General features: G+C 71.2%; 16 protein-coding genes. 4 read left to right on the top strand and 12 right to left on the bottom strand.

Annotated features, from left to right (window positions below; genetic code table 11):
* Positions 1-2: 2 nt before the first annotated feature.
* The 7 genes from BN2660_RS02735 to BN2660_RS16525 form a co-directional block, all read right to left on the bottom strand.
* Positions 3-734, bottom strand: a complete 732-nt coding sequence (locus BN2660_RS02735; protein WP_091226960.1) for a glutamine amidotransferase-related protein — start codon at positions 732-734, stop codon at positions 3-5.
* 55 nt (positions 735-789) lie between these two features.
* Positions 790-1,527 carry a substrate-binding domain-containing protein gene (locus BN2660_RS02730; protein ID WP_176697058.1) on the bottom strand — a complete coding sequence of 246 codons (738 nt, stop codon included), beginning with the start codon at positions 1,525-1,527 and terminating at the stop codon, positions 790-792.
* 72 nt (positions 1,528-1,599) lie between these two features.
* Positions 1,600-2,007 (bottom strand): DapH/DapD/GlmU-related protein, encoded by a 408-nt coding sequence (locus BN2660_RS02725; RefSeq protein WP_091226955.1) that lies wholly within the window; start codon positions 2,005-2,007, stop codon positions 1,600-1,602.
* A 104-nt stretch (positions 2,008-2,111) separates the two neighbouring features.
* Entirely contained in the window at positions 2,112-2,885 is a 774-nt protein-coding gene (locus BN2660_RS02720; protein ID WP_091226952.1) for a DNA-formamidopyrimidine glycosylase family protein, read from the bottom strand.
* A complete protein-coding gene (locus BN2660_RS02715) occupies positions 2,885-3,658 on the bottom strand; it encodes an EI24 domain-containing protein (RefSeq protein ID WP_091226950.1) in 774 nt (257 codons plus the stop codon). The genes BN2660_RS02720 and BN2660_RS02715 overlap by 1 nt, the downstream gene beginning before the upstream one ends.
* A 9-nt stretch (positions 3,659-3,667) precedes the next feature.
* On the bottom strand, positions 3,668-4,075 hold the full coding sequence (locus BN2660_RS02710; protein ID WP_176697057.1) for an HAD family hydrolase: 408 nt from the start codon (positions 4,073-4,075) through the stop codon (positions 3,668-3,670).
* Positions 4,003-4,395 carry an HAD family hydrolase gene (locus BN2660_RS16525; RefSeq protein WP_176697056.1) on the bottom strand — a complete coding sequence of 131 codons (393 nt, stop codon included), beginning with the start codon at positions 4,393-4,395 and terminating at the stop codon, positions 4,003-4,005. The genes BN2660_RS02710 and BN2660_RS16525 overlap by 73 nt, the downstream gene beginning before the upstream one ends.
* A 260-nt stretch (positions 4,396-4,655) precedes the next feature.
* Here BN2660_RS16525 and BN2660_RS02705 point away from each other — a divergent pair, with 260 nt between their 5' ends.
* Together BN2660_RS02705 and BN2660_RS02700 are read left to right on the top strand one after the other, a co-directional pair.
* Complete coding sequence (locus BN2660_RS02705) at positions 4,656-5,393, top strand: GntR family transcriptional regulator (protein ID WP_255304994.1); 738 nt, start codon at positions 4,656-4,658, stop codon at positions 5,391-5,393.
* A 165-nt stretch (positions 5,394-5,558) separates the two neighbouring features.
* On the top strand, positions 5,559-7,937 hold the full coding sequence (locus BN2660_RS02700; protein WP_091226943.1) for a DUF4073 domain-containing protein: 2,379 nt from the start codon (positions 5,559-5,561) through the stop codon (positions 7,935-7,937).
* 94 nt (positions 7,938-8,031) lie between these two features.
* Here BN2660_RS02700 and BN2660_RS02695 read toward each other — a convergent pair whose 3' ends face one another.
* The 3 genes from BN2660_RS02695 to BN2660_RS02685 all read right to left on the bottom strand — a co-directional run bounded on the left by BN2660_RS02695 (position 8,032) and on the right by BN2660_RS02685 (position 15,410).
* Complete coding sequence (locus tag BN2660_RS02695) at positions 8,032-12,684, bottom strand: ATP-dependent helicase (RefSeq protein ID WP_091226941.1); 4,653 nt, start codon at positions 12,682-12,684, stop codon at positions 8,032-8,034.
* A gap of 68 nt (positions 12,685-12,752) precedes the next feature.
* Positions 12,753-14,507 (bottom strand): ABC-F family ATP-binding cassette domain-containing protein, encoded by a 1,755-nt coding sequence (locus BN2660_RS02690; protein ID WP_091226938.1) that lies wholly within the window; start codon positions 14,505-14,507, stop codon positions 12,753-12,755.
* Positions 14,508-14,753: 246 nt separating this feature from the next.
* Entirely contained in the window at positions 14,754-15,410 is a 657-nt protein-coding gene (locus BN2660_RS02685) for an alpha/beta hydrolase (RefSeq protein WP_091226935.1), read from the bottom strand.
* A 127-nt stretch (positions 15,411-15,537) separates the two neighbouring features.
* Here BN2660_RS02685 and BN2660_RS02680 point away from each other — a divergent pair, with 127 nt between their 5' ends.
* Positions 15,538-16,140: a DUF4916 domain-containing protein gene (locus BN2660_RS02680; protein ID WP_091226933.1), complete on the top strand. Its 603-nt coding sequence runs from the start codon at positions 15,538-15,540 to the stop codon at positions 16,138-16,140.
* Between the two features lie 22 nt (positions 16,141-16,162).
* Here BN2660_RS02680 and BN2660_RS02675 read toward each other — a convergent pair whose 3' ends face one another.
* Complete coding sequence (locus BN2660_RS02675) at positions 16,163-17,230, bottom strand: threonine aldolase family protein (RefSeq protein ID WP_091226929.1); 1,068 nt, start codon at positions 17,228-17,230, stop codon at positions 16,163-16,165.
* Between the two features lie 62 nt (positions 17,231-17,292).
* Here BN2660_RS02675 and BN2660_RS02670 point away from each other — a divergent pair, with 62 nt between their 5' ends.
* A complete protein-coding gene (locus tag BN2660_RS02670; protein ID WP_091226926.1) occupies positions 17,293-18,795 on the top strand; it encodes an MFS transporter in 1,503 nt (500 codons plus the stop codon).
* A gap of 13 nt (positions 18,796-18,808) precedes the next feature.
* Here the strand turns inward: BN2660_RS02670 and BN2660_RS02665 are convergent, their stop codons facing one another.
* The gene (locus tag BN2660_RS02665) at positions 18,809-19,453 is read right to left on the bottom strand and encodes an SDR family NAD(P)-dependent oxidoreductase (protein WP_255304993.1); all 645 of its coding nucleotides are present in this window, start codon (positions 19,451-19,453) and stop codon (positions 18,809-18,811) included.
* Between the last annotated feature and the right edge of the window lie 39 nt (positions 19,454-19,492).

Below are 19,492 nucleotides of genomic sequence, written 5' to 3'. Positions count from 1 at the left end.
GGTCAGCGGGCGGCGGTCTCTGCGAACGTCTGCGCGAAACGCCGCAGCAGCGCGGCGCCTTCGGTGACGGAGGCCGAGAGCACCTGACCCTGCACGAGGTCGAACTCCTCGGGGTCGAAGTATCCGGTCGAGCGGTAGAACGTCATCCGGTCGGCGAAGTCGCGCGGGGTCGGCTCCGGGTGGAACTGCGCGGCGTACAGGTGGGTTCCGACACGGTAGGCCTGCACAGGGCATGCGGTGTTCGTCGCGAGCAGCACCGCTCCATCGGGCACGCCCGCAGCGCTCTCCTTGTGCGCCGTGAAGACGGTGAGGGCGGGGGAGCTGGGGCCGAAGACAGGGTCGGATGCCCCCGCCTCCGTCGTCTCGATGACCGTGGCGCTCGCGGACTCGGGGGTCTCGGAGGTCACCTCGCCGCCCAGCATCCGCGTGACGACCCCGATGCTGAAGCACGTGAAGAATGCGGCGATCTCGCCGTCCATGGCGCTCCGCGCGATGTGCTCGAGGTCTGCCTCGACCCTGAGCTGCTCGGATGACTTGCGTACGTCGCTGACGTTGAAGGGCGAGCCGCCGACGACGACGCCCTGATAGCGGGCGAGACGGGCCGGATCCAGGCGCTCCGTGAGCAGATCGAGGCGGTCGACGACGTCGACGCCGAGCGCCCGACGGAACGAGGCGTGCTCGGCATCCGCTGCCCCCAGCTCGGGGCGGACGCAGACGTAGAGAAGCGAGACCACCTCGAGATTCTAACGAGCGGGAGCGCGGCCCCACGCCGCGGTCGGCCTCACAGCGTCATCGGGACGAGTTGGTCGTGCGCCCGCGGACGATGCCGACGAAGGTGTCGACGTCGGTCGTGGTGCGATCCCGAGGCCAGGCCAGCGCGACCGTCGAGGTCGGCCCGTCGACGAGCACCCGATGGTCGGCGTCCTTGCGATGGTGCGCCCGCGCGAGCGACATCGGCACGACGACGATTCCCACGCCGGACGCGGCCGTCGCGATGGCCTCCTCCGTCGAGAGCGCGCCGAAGGCGGCGGGAGTCGTGCCAGGCAGGTCGGGGGCGCCGAGCGCGTCATCGGTGAGGCCGATCACGACCTCACCCTCGAGATCGGCGACGGTGAGCTCATCGGCGGCGAGCAGATGCGACTCGATCGAGGTCACCACGACCGGCGTCTCCTCGTACAGCGGGATGACGTGCAGCGCATCGTCCTCGAGGGGCAGGCGCACCAGTGCTGCGTCGACGTCGTCGAGAGCCCGGCGCTGATCGGCGACCTCGATCGGCACGAGCTCGAGCGGCACGCGCGGCATCCGCTGCTTCCACGCGTCGATCCACTTGCCGGGCGTCGCGCCGGGCATCACGCCTAGTCGGAATGTGCGCGGCAGCTCGGCCTCGGCTGCTGGCGCGTCGAAGACGACCTTGGCCGTCTTCTTCGCGGGCTTGGGCGGCGGGAACCGCTCTGCGGGCGCCGCCTTGTTCCGACGCACCGGAGTGCCCCTGCCGGCGCGCGCCGGTCGTCGTCCCTGAGTCGCCATAGGGAAAGAGTACCCGCGATGTGCCAGGCGACCCCGGGTGCCGCCGCCGACCGGTGGGCCGGGATGTGACTCTCAGGCCGCCAGCCAAAGACCCTTCGGGTCGGTCGCGATGGTCAGCCCGGCAGCCACCGTCTCGTCGTCGCCGATGCGCGCACCGCGGACGATGCGTGCTCCTGCCCCGACCTCCGTGCGGACGCCGATGTGCGCGCCGTCGCCGACCGCCGCACCCGGACCGATGTGGGCGTGCGCCTCGATGTGAGCGTTGTCGCCGATCACGGCATCCGGTTCGATCCACGCGCCGCGGGCGACGGTGGCCCCTGCGCCGACGCGTGCGCCGGGTTCGATGTAGGCGCCGGCCTCGATGTGCGCCTTGGGATGGACCTTCGCGCCATGCGCGACGAGACCCCGGCCGTTCGCGTGCTTGCGGTACCGCAGCGTCGCGCCCTGGTCGTTCTCGATGTCGACGTAGTTCTTTCCCACGATTCCTCCCCGTGTTCCGGAGTTCCCCGGATATATCAACAACCACGGTCGGGGCCGATTCATTCCCGAGCATGGAAGCTCGGAGGCGGGGTGGTGAGAGGGGGTCAGCGCTGGCAGACGGGGCACCAGAAGGTGATGCGCTCACGGGTCGGATCCGCGCCCTGCTCGCCGCGTCGGATCAGCGTTCCACAGCGTCGGCACGGTCGCCCCGAGCGGCCGTAGACCCAGGTCCCCTGGCCGGGCCGGTCGACGCCGGTGAACGTCCGATGACGGCGGTCGCGGTTGGCGCGGATGGTGCGGGCGCCGAGCTCGAGCAGCGCGACGACGTCGACTTCGGGGGCCGGGGTCGTGGGCAGGACGCCTCTCAGGAAGAGCAGCTCCGCGGCGTACTCGTTGCCGAAACCCGCGACGTTGCGCTGGTCGAGCAGTGCGACGTGGATGCTGCGGACATCGGCGTGCAGCCGCCGCGCCGCCTCCGCGGCATCCCAGTCCGGGCCGAGGGGGTCCGGCCCCAGATATCCGACGAGCTGATCCTCGTCTCTGGTCGGCACGACCTCGATCTCGGCGAGGTCGATGCCGACGGCCTCGCGCTCGGCCGTGCCGACGATCGCCCGGACTTTGAACGCCGGATGCCGCCACTTCTCACCGGCGCGGTAGACGAGCCAGGCGCCATCCATGCGCAGATGGGAATGGAGGGTGAAGTCGCCGACGCGGAGCAGCAGATGCTTGCCCCGCGGGATGGAGGCGTGAATGGGCTGGCCGGTCAGGTCGATCGTCGCCGCCCGGGGGACTCTGAGGTCGAAGCGGGTCGCCGGTGCACCGACGAGGGCCTCTTCGAGTCGCTTCGCCGTGCGGAAGACGGTGTCGCCCTCGGGCATCAGACGCGACCGTCGGGTGGCGGGGGAGTGGTCGCGGTCGCGCGCTGGCGCTGCATCATGGAACGCGCGAGCATCGTCGATCCGGCGACGGCTGCGGGCATGACGGCCACCGCGCCACCCGGTACGAGGAAGCACAGCTGCGTCGCCACGCCGAAGCCGAGCACCCGCGCCCTGCTGCCCGAGAACAGCGCCGCCCGATCGAGTGGAGTGAGGTCGCGGGCGTCGAACGCGCGCCCGGTGAGCTCGCGGGCCAGCAGTCGACCCGACAGCGTCACACCGATCACCGCGCCGAGCACGCCGCCGACGAGGGGCACGAGACCCACGAGCAGCACGACCACGGCCACGAGGAGCCCGAGGAGCACCAGGCGGATGCCCTCGCCCACGGCCGACCAGAAGCCGCCGCCGTCCGTCGCAGGAGGGTCGCCGAGATCGGTCTCCACCGCTCGCCAGATGCGCTGGTAGAAGGGGTCGCCGATCGCGAGGGCGAGCGCGCTGAACACGGCGCTCGCCAGCGCCAGTGCCGCCACGAAGACGACGAGACCGACCGCGCCGCGCAGCAGCGAACGCCACGGTTCGAGCCAGCGGTCGGCGAACGGGGTCACAGTGTCGGAGATCACGCCGAGCGAGAGCGCCAGCGGAACGAGAGCAGCGGCGAGAAGAAGGCCGGCGATCACGGCGGGCACCAGCCCGAGAGCCATCAGGCCCGGTCGCTGCCGCCACGTGCCGAACCCCCGCAGCAGCATCCGGACACCCGCGAAGAACTCCCCGATCATGGAACCAGCCTAGGAGGACATCGCGTCCCTGGCGACGGATCGCAGTCGGTCGGCGTCGACGCCGACCAGCGAGGCGATGCCGCGGGCTCCCCGCGGAAGGCTCCGCCCCCCATCGCCCACCACGACCGTGGCGCAGCCCGCAGCGACGGCCGCAGCCGCTCCGACGAGCGAATCCTCGATGGCCACGCACCGCGAGGGCGCGAGGCCGAGCGCGGCCGCGGCGCGGAGGTACGGGTCGGGTGCGGGCTTCGTGAGCGCCGTGTCGTCGGCCGTGACGATCACCCGGAAGGGCGTCAGGTCGACGGCGGTGGCGAAGCGCTCGACCCAGTGGCGCGGTGACGACGTCACGAGCGCGAGGGGAACGCCCGCCGCAGCGAGCGCGCCGACGAGCTCGGAGGCACCGGGACGCCACGACACGTCGCGCGAGTACGCGGCCGGGAGCGACGGTCCAGATCGGACACGACCGCGTCGACGCTGAGCGAGAGCGGCAGCCGGGCGTGCAGCATCCGTGCCGCGCGTTCGAGGTCGAGGCCCTCCAGCTCCGAGACGAGGCGGACCACCGTGGACGACGCGAGGCCCTCGACCTGCTCGCGGACGAAGGCCTCCACGACCCGCAACCATGTGCTCTCGGTGTCGAGCAGCGTACCGTCCATGTCGCTGAGCACCGCCCAGTCGTCTGTCATCGCCCCGTCGTCTGTCATCGCCCCGTCGTCTGTCATCGCCCCGTCGTCTGTCATCGCGTCGTCCTCCCGGCGTCGAGCGAGCCGTCCGGTCGCACTCCCATCACGGCTGTCGGAGGAGACCGCCCCGCGGCCGCCCGAGGAACGCCGGGTGAACGGACGGGGACCAGCGGCAGAAGCGCGGTGGACACCTGTGTGCAGGTGTGCACGAACGGCGGGACCAGCGGATGCCGGGGTGCGGCCGCGCGGGTACGCTGACGGCGGATCAGGAGCGCCCGCATCCCGCCACGAGGGCCGCTGAAGGAGGAGACGCCGCTGTGCACCGCTATCGGGAGATCGCTCGCGATCTGAGTCTGCAGATCGTCGACGGACGGTTCGACGCGACGGGGATGCTGCCCGCGGAGGAGCAGCTCTCCCGGACCTATGAGGTCTCACGGGGCACCGTGCGCAACGCGCTGGTGCTGCTCGCGCGTCAGGGAGCCATCGCGCCACGCCGGGGGTCGGGATGGATCGTGCGGACCACCGTGCAGAGCCAGCGGTTCTCCGAGCTGCGCTCCTTCGCGCAGTGGGCGCGCAGCCGCGGGATGGTGCCCGGCGGCAGAGTCGTCTCGCAGCACCGACGGAGCCCCACAGCAGCCGAGGTCAGGACTCTGCGCGGGGAGAACCGTGCGGGGGAGGTCCTCGAGGTCGTGCGGCTGCGGCTGCTCAACGGTCGTGTGATGATGCTCGAGCGCACGGTGTACCCGTCCTGGATCTCGTCGATCATCGAGTCGCTGCCGCCGGACGAGCCCTCGGTCGTCGGAGCACTCGAGGAGCAGCACGGCGTGCGCATGGTGCACGGCGAGCACTCGATCGATGCCATCGCCGCGTCGAGCGACGGCGCGCGGCTGCTCGAGGTGCGTCGATCGAGCCCTCTGCTGCGCGTGCACCGCGTGAGCTATGCGGCAGACGGCAGGGCGATCGAGATGGGCGACGACCGCTACCTCCCCGACACGATGTCCTTCCAGGTGCAGGCGTCTCTCCAGGGCACCTCCCTCACCAGGCAGACCGGCTGACTCCCGCGGAACCGGTCTGCCTGAACCGCTGTGCGCACGCGTCCACACGGATCGGTGCGGTCGCGGTGCTGCGTGGTCTTCCGTTCACCTGCCGTGCACGTGCGGTTGGGGAACCGGGCCGACGCTCGAGACATCCACCCCTCGTCTCGGAAGGTCGACACAGCCATGCATCCCTCTCGCCCCCCGGCCCGTTCGCGGAGCGTCGTCTTCGCCGGCGTCGCGCTCTCTGCGGTCCTGCTCGCGACGCCCCTCGCCGCGAGCGCCCAGGTATCGGGTCCCGTATCTCAGGACATCGCCCTCGCGGCTGCGTCGTCCTTCCAGCTTCCTGCCGGGCCCTTGACGGCCGGCGCCACGGCGAGCGTCGGCTACGCGACCGACCAGCCGGACGCCAAGAACTGGATCGGGTTCTACCGCGACGGCGAGGTGCCGGGCGGTGCAGGACAGTTCTCCGCCACCTGGGCGTACGCACCCGGCGACTCGGGGACCGTCAGCCTCGACGTGCCGTCCACCCCGGGCGTCTACACGCTCTGGTACCTCGCGAAGGACGGATACGAGCCTCTCGCGTCCGCCCAGACCGTGACGGTCTCGGCCGCCGCGTCGGAACTGCTCCCCGGTGACCCGTCGGCCGCGGTGGACATCGACCCGGTCGCGACCGGCGTCGCCACCGACGGCGTGCTGCTGCGAGAGGGCTTCGCCGCCGGAGTGCCGGACGGATGGACGGCCTCGACCTCGGCCAACATGGATGCCGCTGGTGCCGCCGCCTATCGGGGCTGGGTGCCCACGACCCGCCCCGAGTGGACGGCGGGCATCGACGAGATGCGGGCCCGCTTCGCCCGTCCGCTCGCCGGCTTCCTCGTCGCCGATGCCCAGCAGTTCGGCACCGCGCCGTTCTCCGCGACGCTCACCAGCGCGTCGGTGGACGTCGAGTACCTGCGCTCGCTGCGACTCACGTTCGACAGTCACTACCGCGGGGCCCCGGGGCAGGCCGGCGTCGTGCGGGCCAGCTTCGACGGAGGCGCGTGGACCGAGATCCTGCGCCTGGACTCGGCGTCGGTGACCGACGGATACGACCCCCTGCAGATGAACTACTCGCAGGACATCTCGGTGGCCGTGCCGGAGGCGGCGACCGAGGTGCGGTTCGAATGGCAGCTCGACGCCCCGGCTGCGGGCGGCCGCTACTGGGCGATCGACTCCGTCGCCGTGCACCAGGGCGCGCTCGCCGCGGACACGGCCCCGACGCAGCTGTGGACCGTGTCCGACATCCAGGGGCACCCGCACGACTTCGAGCACGGGCTCAACGACCTGCACGCGCTCGCACCTGACCCCGCGGGTCTGCTCATCGTCGGCGACCTGGTCAACTCGGGCACCACGGCCGAGTGGGACGAGATGTACGCCGTGATGGACGACACGACGGCCATCCGCCCCGAGACGACGGTCGCCTCCATCGGCAACCACGAGCGGTACGCCACAGGCGGGTTCGCGGCGAACTTCGAGCGCTTCCTCGCCTTCGCGGAACGCGACAAGGCCTACGCCGAATACGTGCTCGAGGGTCCGGGCGGGCAGGTGCCGGTGATCACGGTCGGGCAGGAGATCGGCGGTCCGACCGACGTCGCGATGACCGACGAGCAGGTGGAGTTCCTCGAGGAGCGTCTCGCCTACTGGACGGCCCGCGGCTCGCAGGTCATCGTCAACACGCACTTCCCGCTCGGCGACACCGTGTCCGCGTCGTGGATCCCGTGGTACCACGACCACCACCTCATGAACGACCGTCTCACCAGCATCCTCGGCAATTACCCGAACGCGGTCGTCTTCAGCGGCCACACCCACTACCCGGCGACGCTGGGCGACTGGGCGGTGCAGCGCCGCACGGCCGACGGACACCCCGACGGCTTCTGGTCGGTGAACACCGTCGCGATGCACGTCGGCTGGGACGCGCGTGGCGAGAACACCGACGGCATCAGCGAGGTGACGATCGGCGACGTCAACAACGGCCTGATCGTGGAATCCTTCGGCGACCGCCTCGTGGTGAAGGCCTTCGACTTCTTCACCGATCAGCAGATCCGCGAGGTCACGATCCCGAATCCGCTGGTGCCGTTCGCGGCCGATGTGGTGCCTGCCGAGGAGCGTCCTGCGGACTACAGTGCGGTGGATGCCGCCCTCGGACTCGTACCCCAGGACCTCGCCCGGTACACCCCGGCGAGCGTCGAGGCGCTCGAGCGGGCCGTCGCCGCGGTGGAGCGCGGCCTGACCGTCGCCGACCAGGACGGGGTGGACGCCATGGCCGCCGCGATCCGCGCGGCGATCGAGGCGCTCGTGCTCGTCGAGAGCCCCGGCGCAGGAGACGGCGGTGCAGACGGCGGTGCAGGAGGCGGTGCGGACGCCGGTGCAGGCGGCGACGCCGGATCCGGTTCGGGTGCCGATGCCGGCAGCCTCGCGACGACCGGGTTCGACCCGGGCGTGACCTGGATCGTCGCGCTCGGCCTGCTCGGACTCGGCGGCGCCGTGCTCGGGGTGCGCCGGCTGATCGCGCGTCGGTTGTCCTAGCCGGTCGTCTCGGCCGGTCGCGTACTCGTTCGGTCGTACTCGTTCGGTCGTCGTGGTCGCTCTGGGGGGCCGGGTTCTCCGCGGACCCGGCCCCTCAGAGCGCCTTGCGGAGCGTGTAGCCGCGAGGGGTCGCGACGAAGCCGGCCTCCTGCAGCGCGACTGCGAGCTCGGTGCCGTAGACGCCGTCTCCGTCGATCTTCTCGACGGTGAGCGTGTCGAGGCGCCGTGCTCGTGCTGTCGTCGCGAGGTCGGCGGCCGCGGCTCGGAGCACCTCGGGATCGTCGCTGAACGAGAGCACGGTGCGCCCTCCGCGTTCGAGGTAGAGCACGAGCGCGCCGTCGACGATGACGACGAGTCCCCCGGCCTTGCGCCCGGGGCGGTGCGACACGTCGTCACGTTTCGGCCATCCGAGGGCCGCACCGTACGGATTCGCCGGATCGGTGGCGGCGAGCGTCACCGCCGTGCGGGGCGGGGGATCGGACAGGCCGGCGAAGGTGCGCAGACGGTCGACGGTGGCGGATGCCGCGAACTGGGCCGCGCCGAGCTTCTCGATGACGTAGCCGCGACGGCAGTGCCCGGCCTCCTCGAACCCGGCCAGCACCCGGTAGGCCTGGGCGAAGCCGCCAGGCACCCCCTCGGACTGCACGGCGCCCCGTGTCACGACGCCGTAGCGGTCGAGGAGCAGACCCGCGGTCACCGTCGCGCGACGCGCGGCATCCGTCTCCACGGGCGGCAGAAGCGACCAGCGTCCGCCGATCGAGGTCGGCCGCGGCGCGGTGCGGGCGAGGGACATCCCCCGGTAGGTGCGCGCTCGAGGGGCGCGCCGGGTGACACGGTGCGCCTGGGATCCCCCGGCGAGCAGCGAGCGGATCGGCGCGAACGTGTCGTTGGTCACCCGGCCGGCCCAGGTCAGCGCCCAGAGGGCCTCGAGCACCGACTGCTCGTTCTCGGCGCCGGCCATCTCTCGCAGCTGTGAGGCGAAGTAGGCGCCCCCCGCGTCGAGGGCGGCCAGGACCCGAGCCTCGAGCGAATCCGCGGCGATCTCGTCGTCCGGTTCGGGCAGCGTGAACGGCGCGAGATCGGCCGGATGCAGCGACACCCATCCGTCACGACCGGGCAGCGTGCCGTGCCCCGACCAGATGACCTCGCCGGCCGCGGTGAGCTCGTCGAGGAGCGCCGGGGTGTAGTCCCGCACACGAGAGGGGAGGACGAGCGACTCCCAGGCGCTCGCGGGCACAGGGACGCCGGCGAACTGCTCGATCACGGTCAGCACGCCGTCGAGTCCCTCGAGGGGACGGCTGATGTGCTGCCACTCGGGGAGGAAGCGCGCGTAGGCCTCCGGCGACACCGGCTCGACGCTTCCGCGGATCGCGGCGAGCGACCGCATCCGCAGTCGTCGCAGCACTTCGGCGTCGCACCACTCGGTCTCGTTCGCCGACCCCGAGGCCTCGGGCAGGAAGTACCCGCTGGTCAGGCGTCCGGCGTGTTCGAGACGCGGCAGGGTGTGCCGCGCGACGGCAGCCCCGATGCCGAAGCGCGTCGCGACGGCGTCGGTCGTGAAGGGGCCGTGGGTGCGCGCGTAGCGGGCGACGAGGTCGCCGAGCGGGTCGGCCAGCGGTTCGAGGAATGCGACGGGGATGCCGGTCGGCAGGGCGGCACCCAGGGCGTCGCGCAGGCGCCCGGCGTCTTCGATCGCGGCCACACGGGTCGTGCCGCCGACGGTCACGGGGATGGCGCGTCTGGCCGCGATCAGGGCATCGAGGTGTTCGGAGGCCGACCCGGTCTCGGGGTCAAGTCGGAGCGCGATCTCGACGGCGTCCATCGGTCCGAGCATGCGCAGCAGGTCGGCCACGCCCTCGAGCCCACGGGCCCGTCGCTCGGGGTCGAGTCGCTGCGCCTCGCGCTCGAACTGCGCGATGACCTCGGGGTCGAGGAGCTCCCGCAGCTCGACGGTGCCCAGCAGCTCGCCGAGCAGGGCGGGGTCGACCGAGAGAGCGGCGGCGCGACGCTCTGCGAGCGGCGAGTCGCCCTCGTACATGAAGGCGCCCACGTAGCCGAACAGCAGGTCGCGGGCGTAGGGAGACGGCTGCGAGGGCTGGGTCTCGACCAGGCGGATGCGCCGGTCGGCGATCGACACGGCGAGCCGCCGGAGGGACGGGAGGTCGTAGACGTCCTGCAGCACCTCGCGCAGGGTCTCCAGGATGACGGGGAAGGTCGGATGCCGTCGCGCGACCTCGAGCAGCTGCGCCGACCGCTGTCGCTGCTGCCACAGCGGGGTGCGGCGGTTGGGGTTGGTGCGAGGCATCAGCAGCGCGCGGGCGGCGCACTCGCGGAAGCGCGAGGCGAACAGCGCCGATCCGCCGACCTCCTGCGTGACGAGCTGCTCGAGCTCGTCGGGGTCGAAGACGAACAGCTCGGCTCCCGGCGGCTCCGCCTCGGCATCCGGGATGCGGACGATGATGCCGTCGTCGCTCGCGACCGCGGAGCCCTCGACGCCGAGGCGCTCCCTGATGCGAGCGTTGATGGCGAGGGCCCACGGCGCGTGCACCTTCATGCCGTACGGGGAATGCAGGATGACCCGCCAGTCGCCGACCTCGTCACGGCTCCGTTCGACCGTGAGGGTGCGATCGGTCGGCAGTGTGCCGGTGGCCTCGCGCTGCTCGGTGAGGTGCGCGATGAGGTTCATCCTCGCCTGCTCGTCGAGTCCCGCCTCGATGAGACGCTGCGCTGCCTTCTCGGGGGTCGCGGCCGACACCTCGCGGGAGAACCTGCCCAGGGCCTCTCCGAGCTCGAACGGTCGCCCGATGCCGTCGCCGTGCCAGAACGGAACCTTGCCCGGCTGCCCGTAGGCGGGGATGACGTTGACCCGATCGTGGGTGATCTCGGCGATCCGCCAGCTCGTCGTGCCGAGCGTGAACACGTCTCCGACCCGCGACTCGTAGACCATCTCCTCGTCGAGCTCGCCGACGCGGGCTCCTGTCGTCTCGCCGGCGACGAAGACGCCGAACAACCCGCGATCGGGGATGGTGCCGCCGCTCGTCACGGCGATGCGCTGGGCACCCGGGCGGCCGGTGAGGGTGCCGGCGTCGCGGTCCCAGATCAGTCTCGGACGCAGCTCGGCGAACTCGTCGGAGGGGAAGCGGCCGGCGAGCAGGTCGAGGGTCGCCTCGTAGGCCGAGCGGGGGAGCGACTGGAACGGCGCCGACCGCCGCACCGTCTCGAACCACTCCTCGACGCTGATCGCGCCGAGCGCGCTCGCCGCGACCGTCTGCTGCGCGAGGATGTCGAGCGGATTCCGCGGCACCTGGATCGCCTCGATCTTGCCCGCCAGCATCCGCTCGGTGACGATCGCGGTGTGCAGCACGTCTCCGCGGTGCTTGGGGAAGAGCGCGGCGCGACTGATCTCCCCGACCTGGTGACCGGCGCGGCCGACGCGCTGCAGCCCCGACGCCGCGGAGGGCGGAGCCTCGACCTGGATCACCAGGTCGACAGCTCCCATGTCGATGCCGAGCTCGAGACTGCTCGTCGCGACCACGCAGCGAAGGATGCCGGACTTCAGCTCCTCCTCGACCTGCGCGCGCTGCTCTTTGGAGACCGACCCGTGATGGGCCTTGGCGAGCACGGGGTCGGCGCCGGCCGTCGCTCCCGCCTGCGCCATCATCGCGGCCGGCACGGAGGTCTCGGGAAGAGCGATGCCGATCCGCTCCGAGTAGATCTCGTTCAGGCGGCCGGTCAGCCTCTCGGCCAGACGGCGCGAATTCGAGAAGACGATGGTCGAGTTGTTCTGGAGGATGCGGTCGACGATGGCCTCTTCCACATGCGGCCACACCGACCCGGTGACCTCGGTGTACTCCGCGTCGGAGGGCTGGCCGGATGACGACTCCGCCGTGCCCGGGGGCGGCGGCGGATTCGTCATGTCGTCCATCGGAACCACGACGCCGAGCTCGAACGTCTTGGAAGCGGGAGGGGCGACGATCTCGACCGGCGCCGCTCCGCCGAGGAAGCGTGCGACCTCGTCGATCGGGCGCACCGTCGCCGACAGGCCGATGCGCTGGGCCGGTGTCCGGGCGCCGTGGCTGCTGCGCAGCGCATCGAGTCGTTCGAGGCTCACCGCGAGATGCGCCCCGCGCTTCGTCGCCGCGACGGCGTGCACCTCGTCGATGATCACGGTGTGCACGTCTCGCAGCGTCTCGCCCGCCCGACTCGTGAGCATCAGGTACAGCGACTCGGGGGTCGTGATGAGGATGTCGGGAGGGTCGGACACGAGCTTGCGGCGGTCACTCGACGTCGTGTCGCCGGAACGCACTCCGACGGTGACGGCGGGAGCCGAGACGCCGAGCCGGCGGGCGGACTGGCCGATGCCGATGAGGGGGGATCGCAGGTTGCGCTCGACGTCGACGCCGAGCGCCTTGAGCGGCGAGATGTAGAGGATGCGGGTGCGGGATGCCTCCGAGGTGCCGGACGGGGCCTTCTTCTTCGCGGCCTTGGTCGGCGCTTCTGCGGTCGTTGCCGCGGCGAGCTCGGTGCGTTCGCGGAAGACGCTGTCGATCGCCCAGAGGAACGCCGACAGCGTCTTGCCCGACCCGGTGGGAGCCACGACGAGCGCGTGGCGTCCGGCCGAGATCGCCTCCCACGCGCCCGCCTGGGCGGGGGTGGGTGCGCTGAAGGCACCCGTGAACCAGTCACGTGTGGCCGGGGTGAAGCGGTCGAGCACGCGGTGCGCGGAGCCTGTCGGAGCGTCGCTCATCCTCCCATCATCACCCGGACCACCGACATCCGGCCCCGCATCGTCCGAGACCGCGGTCGACGCCTCTCTCACATCGGACCTCCCGCGGCGCGCTGCACGAGCTCGCGCACCCCGCCCTCGGGGTCGATCTCGAGTGTGAGATCCAGCTCGAGCCTCGCGAGGAACGCGTCGTCGTGGCTCACGACGAGCACCGCACCGCGGTATACACAGAGAGCGTCGACGAGCTGGTCGACCGTGTCGATGTCCAGGTTGTTCGTCGGCTCGTCGAGCACCACGAGGTGCGGGGCCGGATCGGCGAGCAGCAGCTTCGCCAACGCCACCCGGAACCGCTCCCCACCGGAGAGCGCCGCGACCGGACGTTCGGCGGTGGCCCCGCGGATCAGGAAGCGGGCGAGACGGTTGCGCAGCTCCTTCTCCGGCACCTGGGGCGCAGCATCCGCGATGTTGGCGTACACCGACCGATGCTCGTCCAGGCCGTCGACGCGCTGGGGCAGGTAGCCGATGCGGTCGGTCAGCGCGGTCGCGGTCAGCACCGGTCGTTCCGGATCGGGCGCTGGTCGTGTCGTATCGGGCGCCGGTCGTGTCGTATTCAGCATCGAATCCGCAATGGCGCCCTCCGGGCCGTCATCCGGGCGGATCGGCGGCATCTGTGCTGAATAGTGCACGCCGCCGGCGGCATCCGCCACGAGCCGTTCGAGCAGGGTCGTCTTCCCGGCGCCGTTGCGACCGACCAGCGCGACGCGCTCCGGCCCCTTGATCACCCACGACCGCTCCCCGTCGCCGATCTCGGCGATGCGCCGGGCGCGCGAGACCTGCGGATCAGGCAGTTCGATCTTCATCGACGCCTCCGAGCGAATCCGTCGCCCCGCCTCGGCATGCGCTGCGCGGGCGGCATCCTCCTTGGCCCCGACCTCGGTGCGCAGCCTTCCTGCCGACACCTCCGCGGCCATCTTGCGGCCGTGCGCGATGATCTTCGGCACCCGCTTCTCGATCTCCGCCTTCTTCGCGGTGCGCGCCCGATGCGCGAGCTTGACCTCGGCCTCGATGCGCTGACGCTTCTCTTTTCGGAACTCCTGCTTGGCGGTGACCTCCGCCTGCTTCGCGGCATCCTGCTCCGCGTCCAGCCACGCCCGCCACTCGGAGTAGGGGCCGCCGAACACCGACAGGGTCTGAGCGTAGAGCTCGGCGGTGTCGTCCATGAGCTCGAGCAGCGACAGGTCGTGGCTGACGACGATGAGCGTGCCCTTCCAGGTGCGGACCATGCCGGCCAGCGCCCTTCTGGCGTCCCGGTCGAGGTTGTTGGTCGGCTCGTCGAGCAGCGTGATCGGAGCGCGACGCAGACGGATGCCGGCGATCGCGACGAGCACGGCTTCGCCGCCCGAGAGCTCGCCGATCCGACGGTCGAGGAACTCGGGGACGAGACCGGCCTCGGCCAGCGACACCTCGGCGCGGGCCTCGATGTCCCAGTCGTCGCCGACGGCGTCGAAGTGCGCGGGGTCGACGTCGCCGGCGCTGATCGCTCGGACGGCGTCGAGCGCCTGAGCCACGCCGAGGAGGTCGGCAACTCGGCGATCGACGTCGAGCGTCAGCTGCTGCGGCAGGTAGGCGATCTCCTCGGGCGCGGTGATGACGCCGGACGTCGGCGCGAGCTCACCCGCTATGAGGCGCAGCAGCGTGGACTTCCCGGCGCCGTTGCGGCCGACCAGGCCCGTGCGGCCCGAGCCGAACGACCCCGAGACGGCGTCGAGAGCGGTGGACCCGTCGGGCCAGGTGAAGGTGAGGCGGTCGAGCACGACGGATGCGTGCAGAGCGGGTACGGACATGGGGTCTCCTGTCGAGTGCGAGGGTGCACTGACACCGGTCGCCCGGAGATGCCCCTGAGGGGCGCTGTCGGAGGACAGCGGGCGAGGTCGGCCGTGGAGTCGGCGATCGTCGGGTCAGCGCGCGAGAAGATGAGCGCGGAGGCGACGGATCAGATCAAAGGACTTCCAGACACGGCGGACAGGACTCCATGACGATACCCGGGCGTGTCGTCGTACGCAACCGCCCGGGCGTGTCGCGCACCGGGCTCATTCCGACTCGGCGCGCTCCCGCCACTTCAGGAGGAACGTGTGGACGTCGCGCAGCTCGTCCTCGGAGATGCTGTGCGTGAGGCCGGTGTAGACCCGACCCGACAGCTCGGAGTGGGCGGGGAGCCACTGCGCCGTGTGCGCGATGAGGGCGGGCGGGATGACGTCGTCGTTCGTTCCTCGTCCCCAGAAGACGGGCGGGCGCCGCTCGGCCAGGAACTCGTCGCTCGGGAGATCTCCGGCGGCGGCGTAGCCGCTCAGCGCCACCACCGCATCGATGCGGTCGGGGGAGAGGCGCAGCGCCTGCAGCGCGACGGCCGCGCCCTGCGAGAAGCCGAGGAGCGCCACGGCGGGGGCCTCCGGCGCGGCGTCGTCGAGCCATCGCAGGAAGGCCTCGGCCGCGAGGGTCACCGAGTCGGCGCTCCGCCCGTCGAGGCCTTCGATCGCGTACCAGGAGCGCCCGGGCATGGGCCACGGAGGGGCGAGGGGTGCGGCGACGGATGCCACGGCGACGCCCTCGGGCAGATAGGGGATCAGGCCGAAGAGGTCGTGCTCATCGGCGCCGTACCCGTGCAGCAGCACCAGCACCGGCAGCCCGTCGCGGTCGCTCGTCGACCACCGGGTGAGTGCGCCGTCGATCCTCAGTTCCTCGCTCACGCCTTCATCCTGCCAGGGGTCGCGGACACCGGCACCGGGTCGGCGCCCTCACGTAGGAAGCCGATCGGATGCCGGTGGGCCTGGGGACTCGGTGTCCGTGGAAGGGCGCGGCTGGTAGAAAGGACACATGGCCGTCCGCACACCTGATCCCGACCCGGAACCCGACGACGGCATCGGCGGTTTCGGCGATGCGCAACAGCCCTCCCGCGACGCGAACCCGGGCTGGCTCAGCGAGTTCGAGCTCGAAGAGGCGCGCCGTCACCTCCCGATGCTCTACGTCGAGGCGATCCCGGTGCGCACGGACGGCTCCGGTCAGGTCATAGAGCTCGGCATCCTCCTCCGCTCCACCCCGATGGGCGAGATGACCCGCACGATCGTGTCGGGCCGGGTGCGCTTCGGCGAGACGATCCGTGACGCCCTGTTCCGCCATGTCGAGAACGATCTCGGCCCCATGGCCTTCCCGCTGCTGCCCCCGCAGCCGCTCCCGTTCACGGTGGCCGAGTACTTCCCGATCCCGGGCGTCAGCGCGTACCACGACGACAGGCAGCACGCGGTGTCGCTGGCGTACGTCGTGCCGGTGACCGGCACCTGCGAACCCCGTCAGGATGCGCTCGAGGTCACCTGGTTCTCGCCGGAGGCCGCAGCATCCGATGCCGTGGCCGCCGAGATGGAGGGCGGCCGGGGCACGCTCATCCGTCAGGCTCTCGCGAGCCTGGGCCTGCTGCGCTGACGGCTGACGCGCCGACCCGTCGTCAGCGCGTGGTGAGACGCGCCAGAGCTGCGACGAAGGCGTCGACGTCCGACTCCTCGGTGTCGAAGCCGCACATCCAGCGGACCTCGTTGCGCGCCGCATCCCAGTCGTAGAAGCGGAAGCTCTCTCGCAGGCTGTCCGCGACGCCGTCGGGCACAGTGGCGAAGACGCCGTTGGCCTCGGTGGGCTGGGTGAAGGACACCCCGGCGATCGAGCCGTCGGCGAGACCCGCGTCGATGGCCGAGCGCAGGCGCTGCGCCATCGCATTGGCATGCCGCGCGTTGCGCAGCCACAGGTCGCCCTCGAGAAGAGCGATCAGCTGAGCCGACACGAAGCGCATCTTCGACGACAGCTGCATGTTGAACTTGCGCGAGAATGAGAGTCCGGTCGATGCCTCGGGGTTCAGCACGACGATGGCTTCGCCGATCATCGCGCCGTTCTTCGTGCCCCCGAAGCTCAGCACGTCGACGCCCGCGTCGCGCGTGAAGGCGCGCAGCGGCACGTCGAGGGCGGCGGCGGCGTTCGAGATGCGCGCGCCGTCGAGGTGGAGGGTCATGCCGCGCTCGTGCGCATGGTCGGCGAGAGCCCGGATCTCCTCGACCGAGTAGAGGGTGCCGAGCTCCGTCGACTGGGTGATGGAGACGACCAGCGGCTGCGCGCGGTGCTCGTCTCCCCAGCCCCAGGCCTCGCGGTCGACGAGCTCGGGAGTGAGCTTGCCGTCATCGGTCGGGACGGCGAGGATCTTGAAGCCGCCGATCTTCTCGGGGGCACCGCCCTCGTCGACGTTGATGTGGGCGGTGGATGCAGCGATCACGGCACCCCATCGCGGGAGCATCGACTGCAGGGCGGTGACGTTCGCGCCGGTGCCGTTGAACACCGGGAACGCCTCGACGCCCTCGCCGAAGTGCTCGCGGAAGACCTCCTGGAGGCGCTCGGTGTAGGCATCCTCGCCATATGCGACCTGGTGGCCGCCGTTGGCGGCGGCGATGGCCGCGAGGACCTCGGGGTGGACGCCGGAGTAGTTGTCACTGGCGAAGCCCCGCACGGCGGGATCATGCTGAATGCTCACCGGACCAGCCTAATCGGGCGGAGGTCTTCCGGATGTCGGAGGCCCGCCCTACCCTCGAAGGCATGGAGCGCACCGCTGCGAAGACCGCCTTCGCGAACGTCCTCGTCAACACGTTGATCGCCAACGTGACGACGAGCTTCCTCTGGTTCGCCCTCACGTTCTGGGTGTACATCGAGACCCAGTCCGTGTTGGCCACCGGAGTGATCGGCGGCGCCTACATGCTGTTCATCGCCTTCTTCGCGATGATCTTCGGCACGATCGTCGACCGTCACCGCAAGCACACGGTGATGCTGCTGTCGAGCGTCATCTCGGCGGTCGCCTTCCTCATCGCCGGCGTGCTCTACGTCTGGCAGCCCGAGTCCGCTCTGCTCGATCTCGGTGGGCCCTGGTTCTGGCTGTTCTCCGTGATCATCCTCTTCGGCGGCGTCATCGAGCAGCTGCGCAACATCGCCCTGTCGACGACGGTCACCCTGCTCGTGCCCGAAGACCGGCGAGCCAACGCCAACGGTCTCGTCGGCACCGTGCAGGGGCTCGCGTTCCTCGTGACGAGCGTGTTCTCCGGACTCTCCATCGGGTTCCTCGGCATGGGGTGGACCCTGGCGATCGCGATCGGCGCGATGGTCCTGACGTTCGTGCATCTGCTGTTCATCCGCATCCCCGAGAGCACGCCGCAGCCCGATCCCGAGGCGAAGAGCGCTCTCGACTTCCGCGGCAGTGTGGCGGCGATCCGCCTGGCGCCGGGCCTCTTCGCGCTCATCATCTTCTCGACCTTCAACAACCTCATCGGCGGCGTGTACATGGCGCTGATGGACCCGTACGGTCTCACGCTCTTCGACGCCCAGATGTGGGGATTCGCACTGGCCTTCGCGTCGACCGGCTTCCTCATCGGCGGCGGCCTCGTGGCCAAGTTCGGTCTCGGGGTCAAACCGATGCGCACCCTGCTGCTCGTGGTCATCGCGATGGGGCTGCTCGGCTCGGTGTTCATGCTGCGCGAGTGGTGGCCGCTCTACGTGATCGGCATGTGGGCGTACATGGCCCTCGTGCCGCCGGCCGAGGCGGCCGAGCAGACCATCATCCAGAAGGTGGTGCGCTACGACCGTCAGGGTCGCGTGTTCGGAGTGGCGGCGGCGATGGAGGCGGCAGCCGCGCCGGTCACGGCGTTCCTCATCGCTCCCATCGCCGAGTTCCTGATCATCCCCTACATGAGGACCGACGCGGGGCAGCGCCAGTGGGGCTGGCTGCTCGGCGAGGGAGAGGCGAGGGGCATCGCGCTCATCTGTCTGTTCGCCGGCCTCATCATGGTGGTCGCCGGCACGCTGGCCTTCTTCACGAAGTCGTATCGCAAGCTCACCGACCTGTACGCGCGTGCTCCCGAGCAGAACCTCGACGGTGACGAAGACGGAGCGGTCGCGGAGTCCGACGGGCGCGGCGGCGTCGACGAATCGGTCGACACGACCGGCGCGGACGTACGCGCGGCGGAGGTGCAGGACGCCGACGTGCGGGCGGTCGACGCGCCGCCCCCGCTGCGCGGGTTGCCTCCTGAGGTGCCCGACCCGCGGCGCTGACCGATGCGACGCGTCAGCCGTCGAGGTCGACCACCCGGTCGTTGAGATCGGCGGCGGCCTCGTCCCAGAGGGCCACGATGCGTGCCGCCAGTACCGCCGGATCCAGCGACTTCGCGCGGAAGACGACGGATGCCGCGCGCAGCGGCTCATCCGCATCCCGCGCCGCCTTGCCGAAACCGTGCGCGACAGCCCGAGCCCACGCCTCGCTGGCGGCCTTCACCGCGGCGTAGTTGGCACCGCCCGCGAGCGGCCGGAAGACGGCCGTCGACGAGACGATGGCGAAGCGTCCGGCATCCGATCGCCGTAGGGGCGCGTCGAACGCGCGGCTCGTCGCGCGCACCGCCTCCAGCGCAGGCATCAGCGCGCGGAAGTCGTCGTCCGACTGGCCCGCCAGGCCGCCGCCCCCGCGCCAGCCGCCGACCAGCGGCACCACGGCGTCCACCGCATCGAGGCGGTCAGCCAGCTCCTGCATCGAGACGACCGACGTCGCGTCGGCGATCTCCGTCGAGGCCCCGAGCGAGCGCAGCGGCTCGAGCCGCTCTGCCGACCGTCCGGTCGCGATCACGTGCGCTCCTGCGGTCAGGAGCGCACGGGCGACCGCGAGACCCGCGGCGCTGGTCGCTCCCGCCAGCACGATCGTGCGGCCGGAGGCGCTCACGCGCGTGTCCGTGTCGGATGAACGCACCTTCTGCGGCCG

It is taken from the genome of Microbacterium sp. 3J1 (assembly GCF_001049495.1).
In the GTDB taxonomy this organism is placed as follows: Bacteria; Actinomycetota; Actinomycetes; order Actinomycetales; family Microbacteriaceae; genus Microbacterium.
This window is presented reverse-complemented; position numbering and strand designations above follow the sequence as displayed.

Bases quoted from the DNA above. Each gene is read 5' to 3' on its own strand.
- BN2660_RS02715 (WP_091226950.1), bottom strand. From the start codon at position 3,658: ATGATCGGGGAGTTCTTCGCGGGTGTCCGGATGCTGCTGCGGGGGTTC.
- BN2660_RS02720 (WP_091226952.1), bottom strand. From the start codon at position 2,885: ATGCCCGAGGGCGACACCGTCTTCCGCACGGCGAAGCGACTCGAAGAG.
- BN2660_RS02670 (WP_091226926.1), top strand. From the start codon at position 17,293: ATGGAGCGCACCGCTGCGAAGACCGCCTTCGCGAACGTCCTCGTCAAC.
- BN2660_RS02690 (WP_091226938.1), bottom strand. From the start codon at position 14,507: ATGTCCGTACCCGCTCTGCACGCATCCGTCGTGCTCGACCGCCTCACC.
- BN2660_RS16525 (WP_176697056.1), bottom strand. From the start codon at position 4,395: ATGACAGACGACGGGGCGATGACAGACGACGGGGCGATGACAGACGAC.
- BN2660_RS02680 (WP_091226933.1), top strand. From the start codon at position 15,538: ATGGCCGTCCGCACACCTGATCCCGACCCGGAACCCGACGACGGCATC.
- BN2660_RS02730 (WP_176697058.1), bottom strand. From the start codon at position 1,527: ATGGCGACTCAGGGACGACGACCGGCGCGCGCCGGCAGGGGCACTCCG.
- BN2660_RS02700 (WP_091226943.1), top strand. From the start codon at position 5,559: ATGCATCCCTCTCGCCCCCCGGCCCGTTCGCGGAGCGTCGTCTTCGCC.
- BN2660_RS02695 (WP_091226941.1), bottom strand. From the start codon at position 12,684: ATGAGCGACGCTCCGACAGGCTCCGCGCACCGCGTGCTCGACCGCTTC.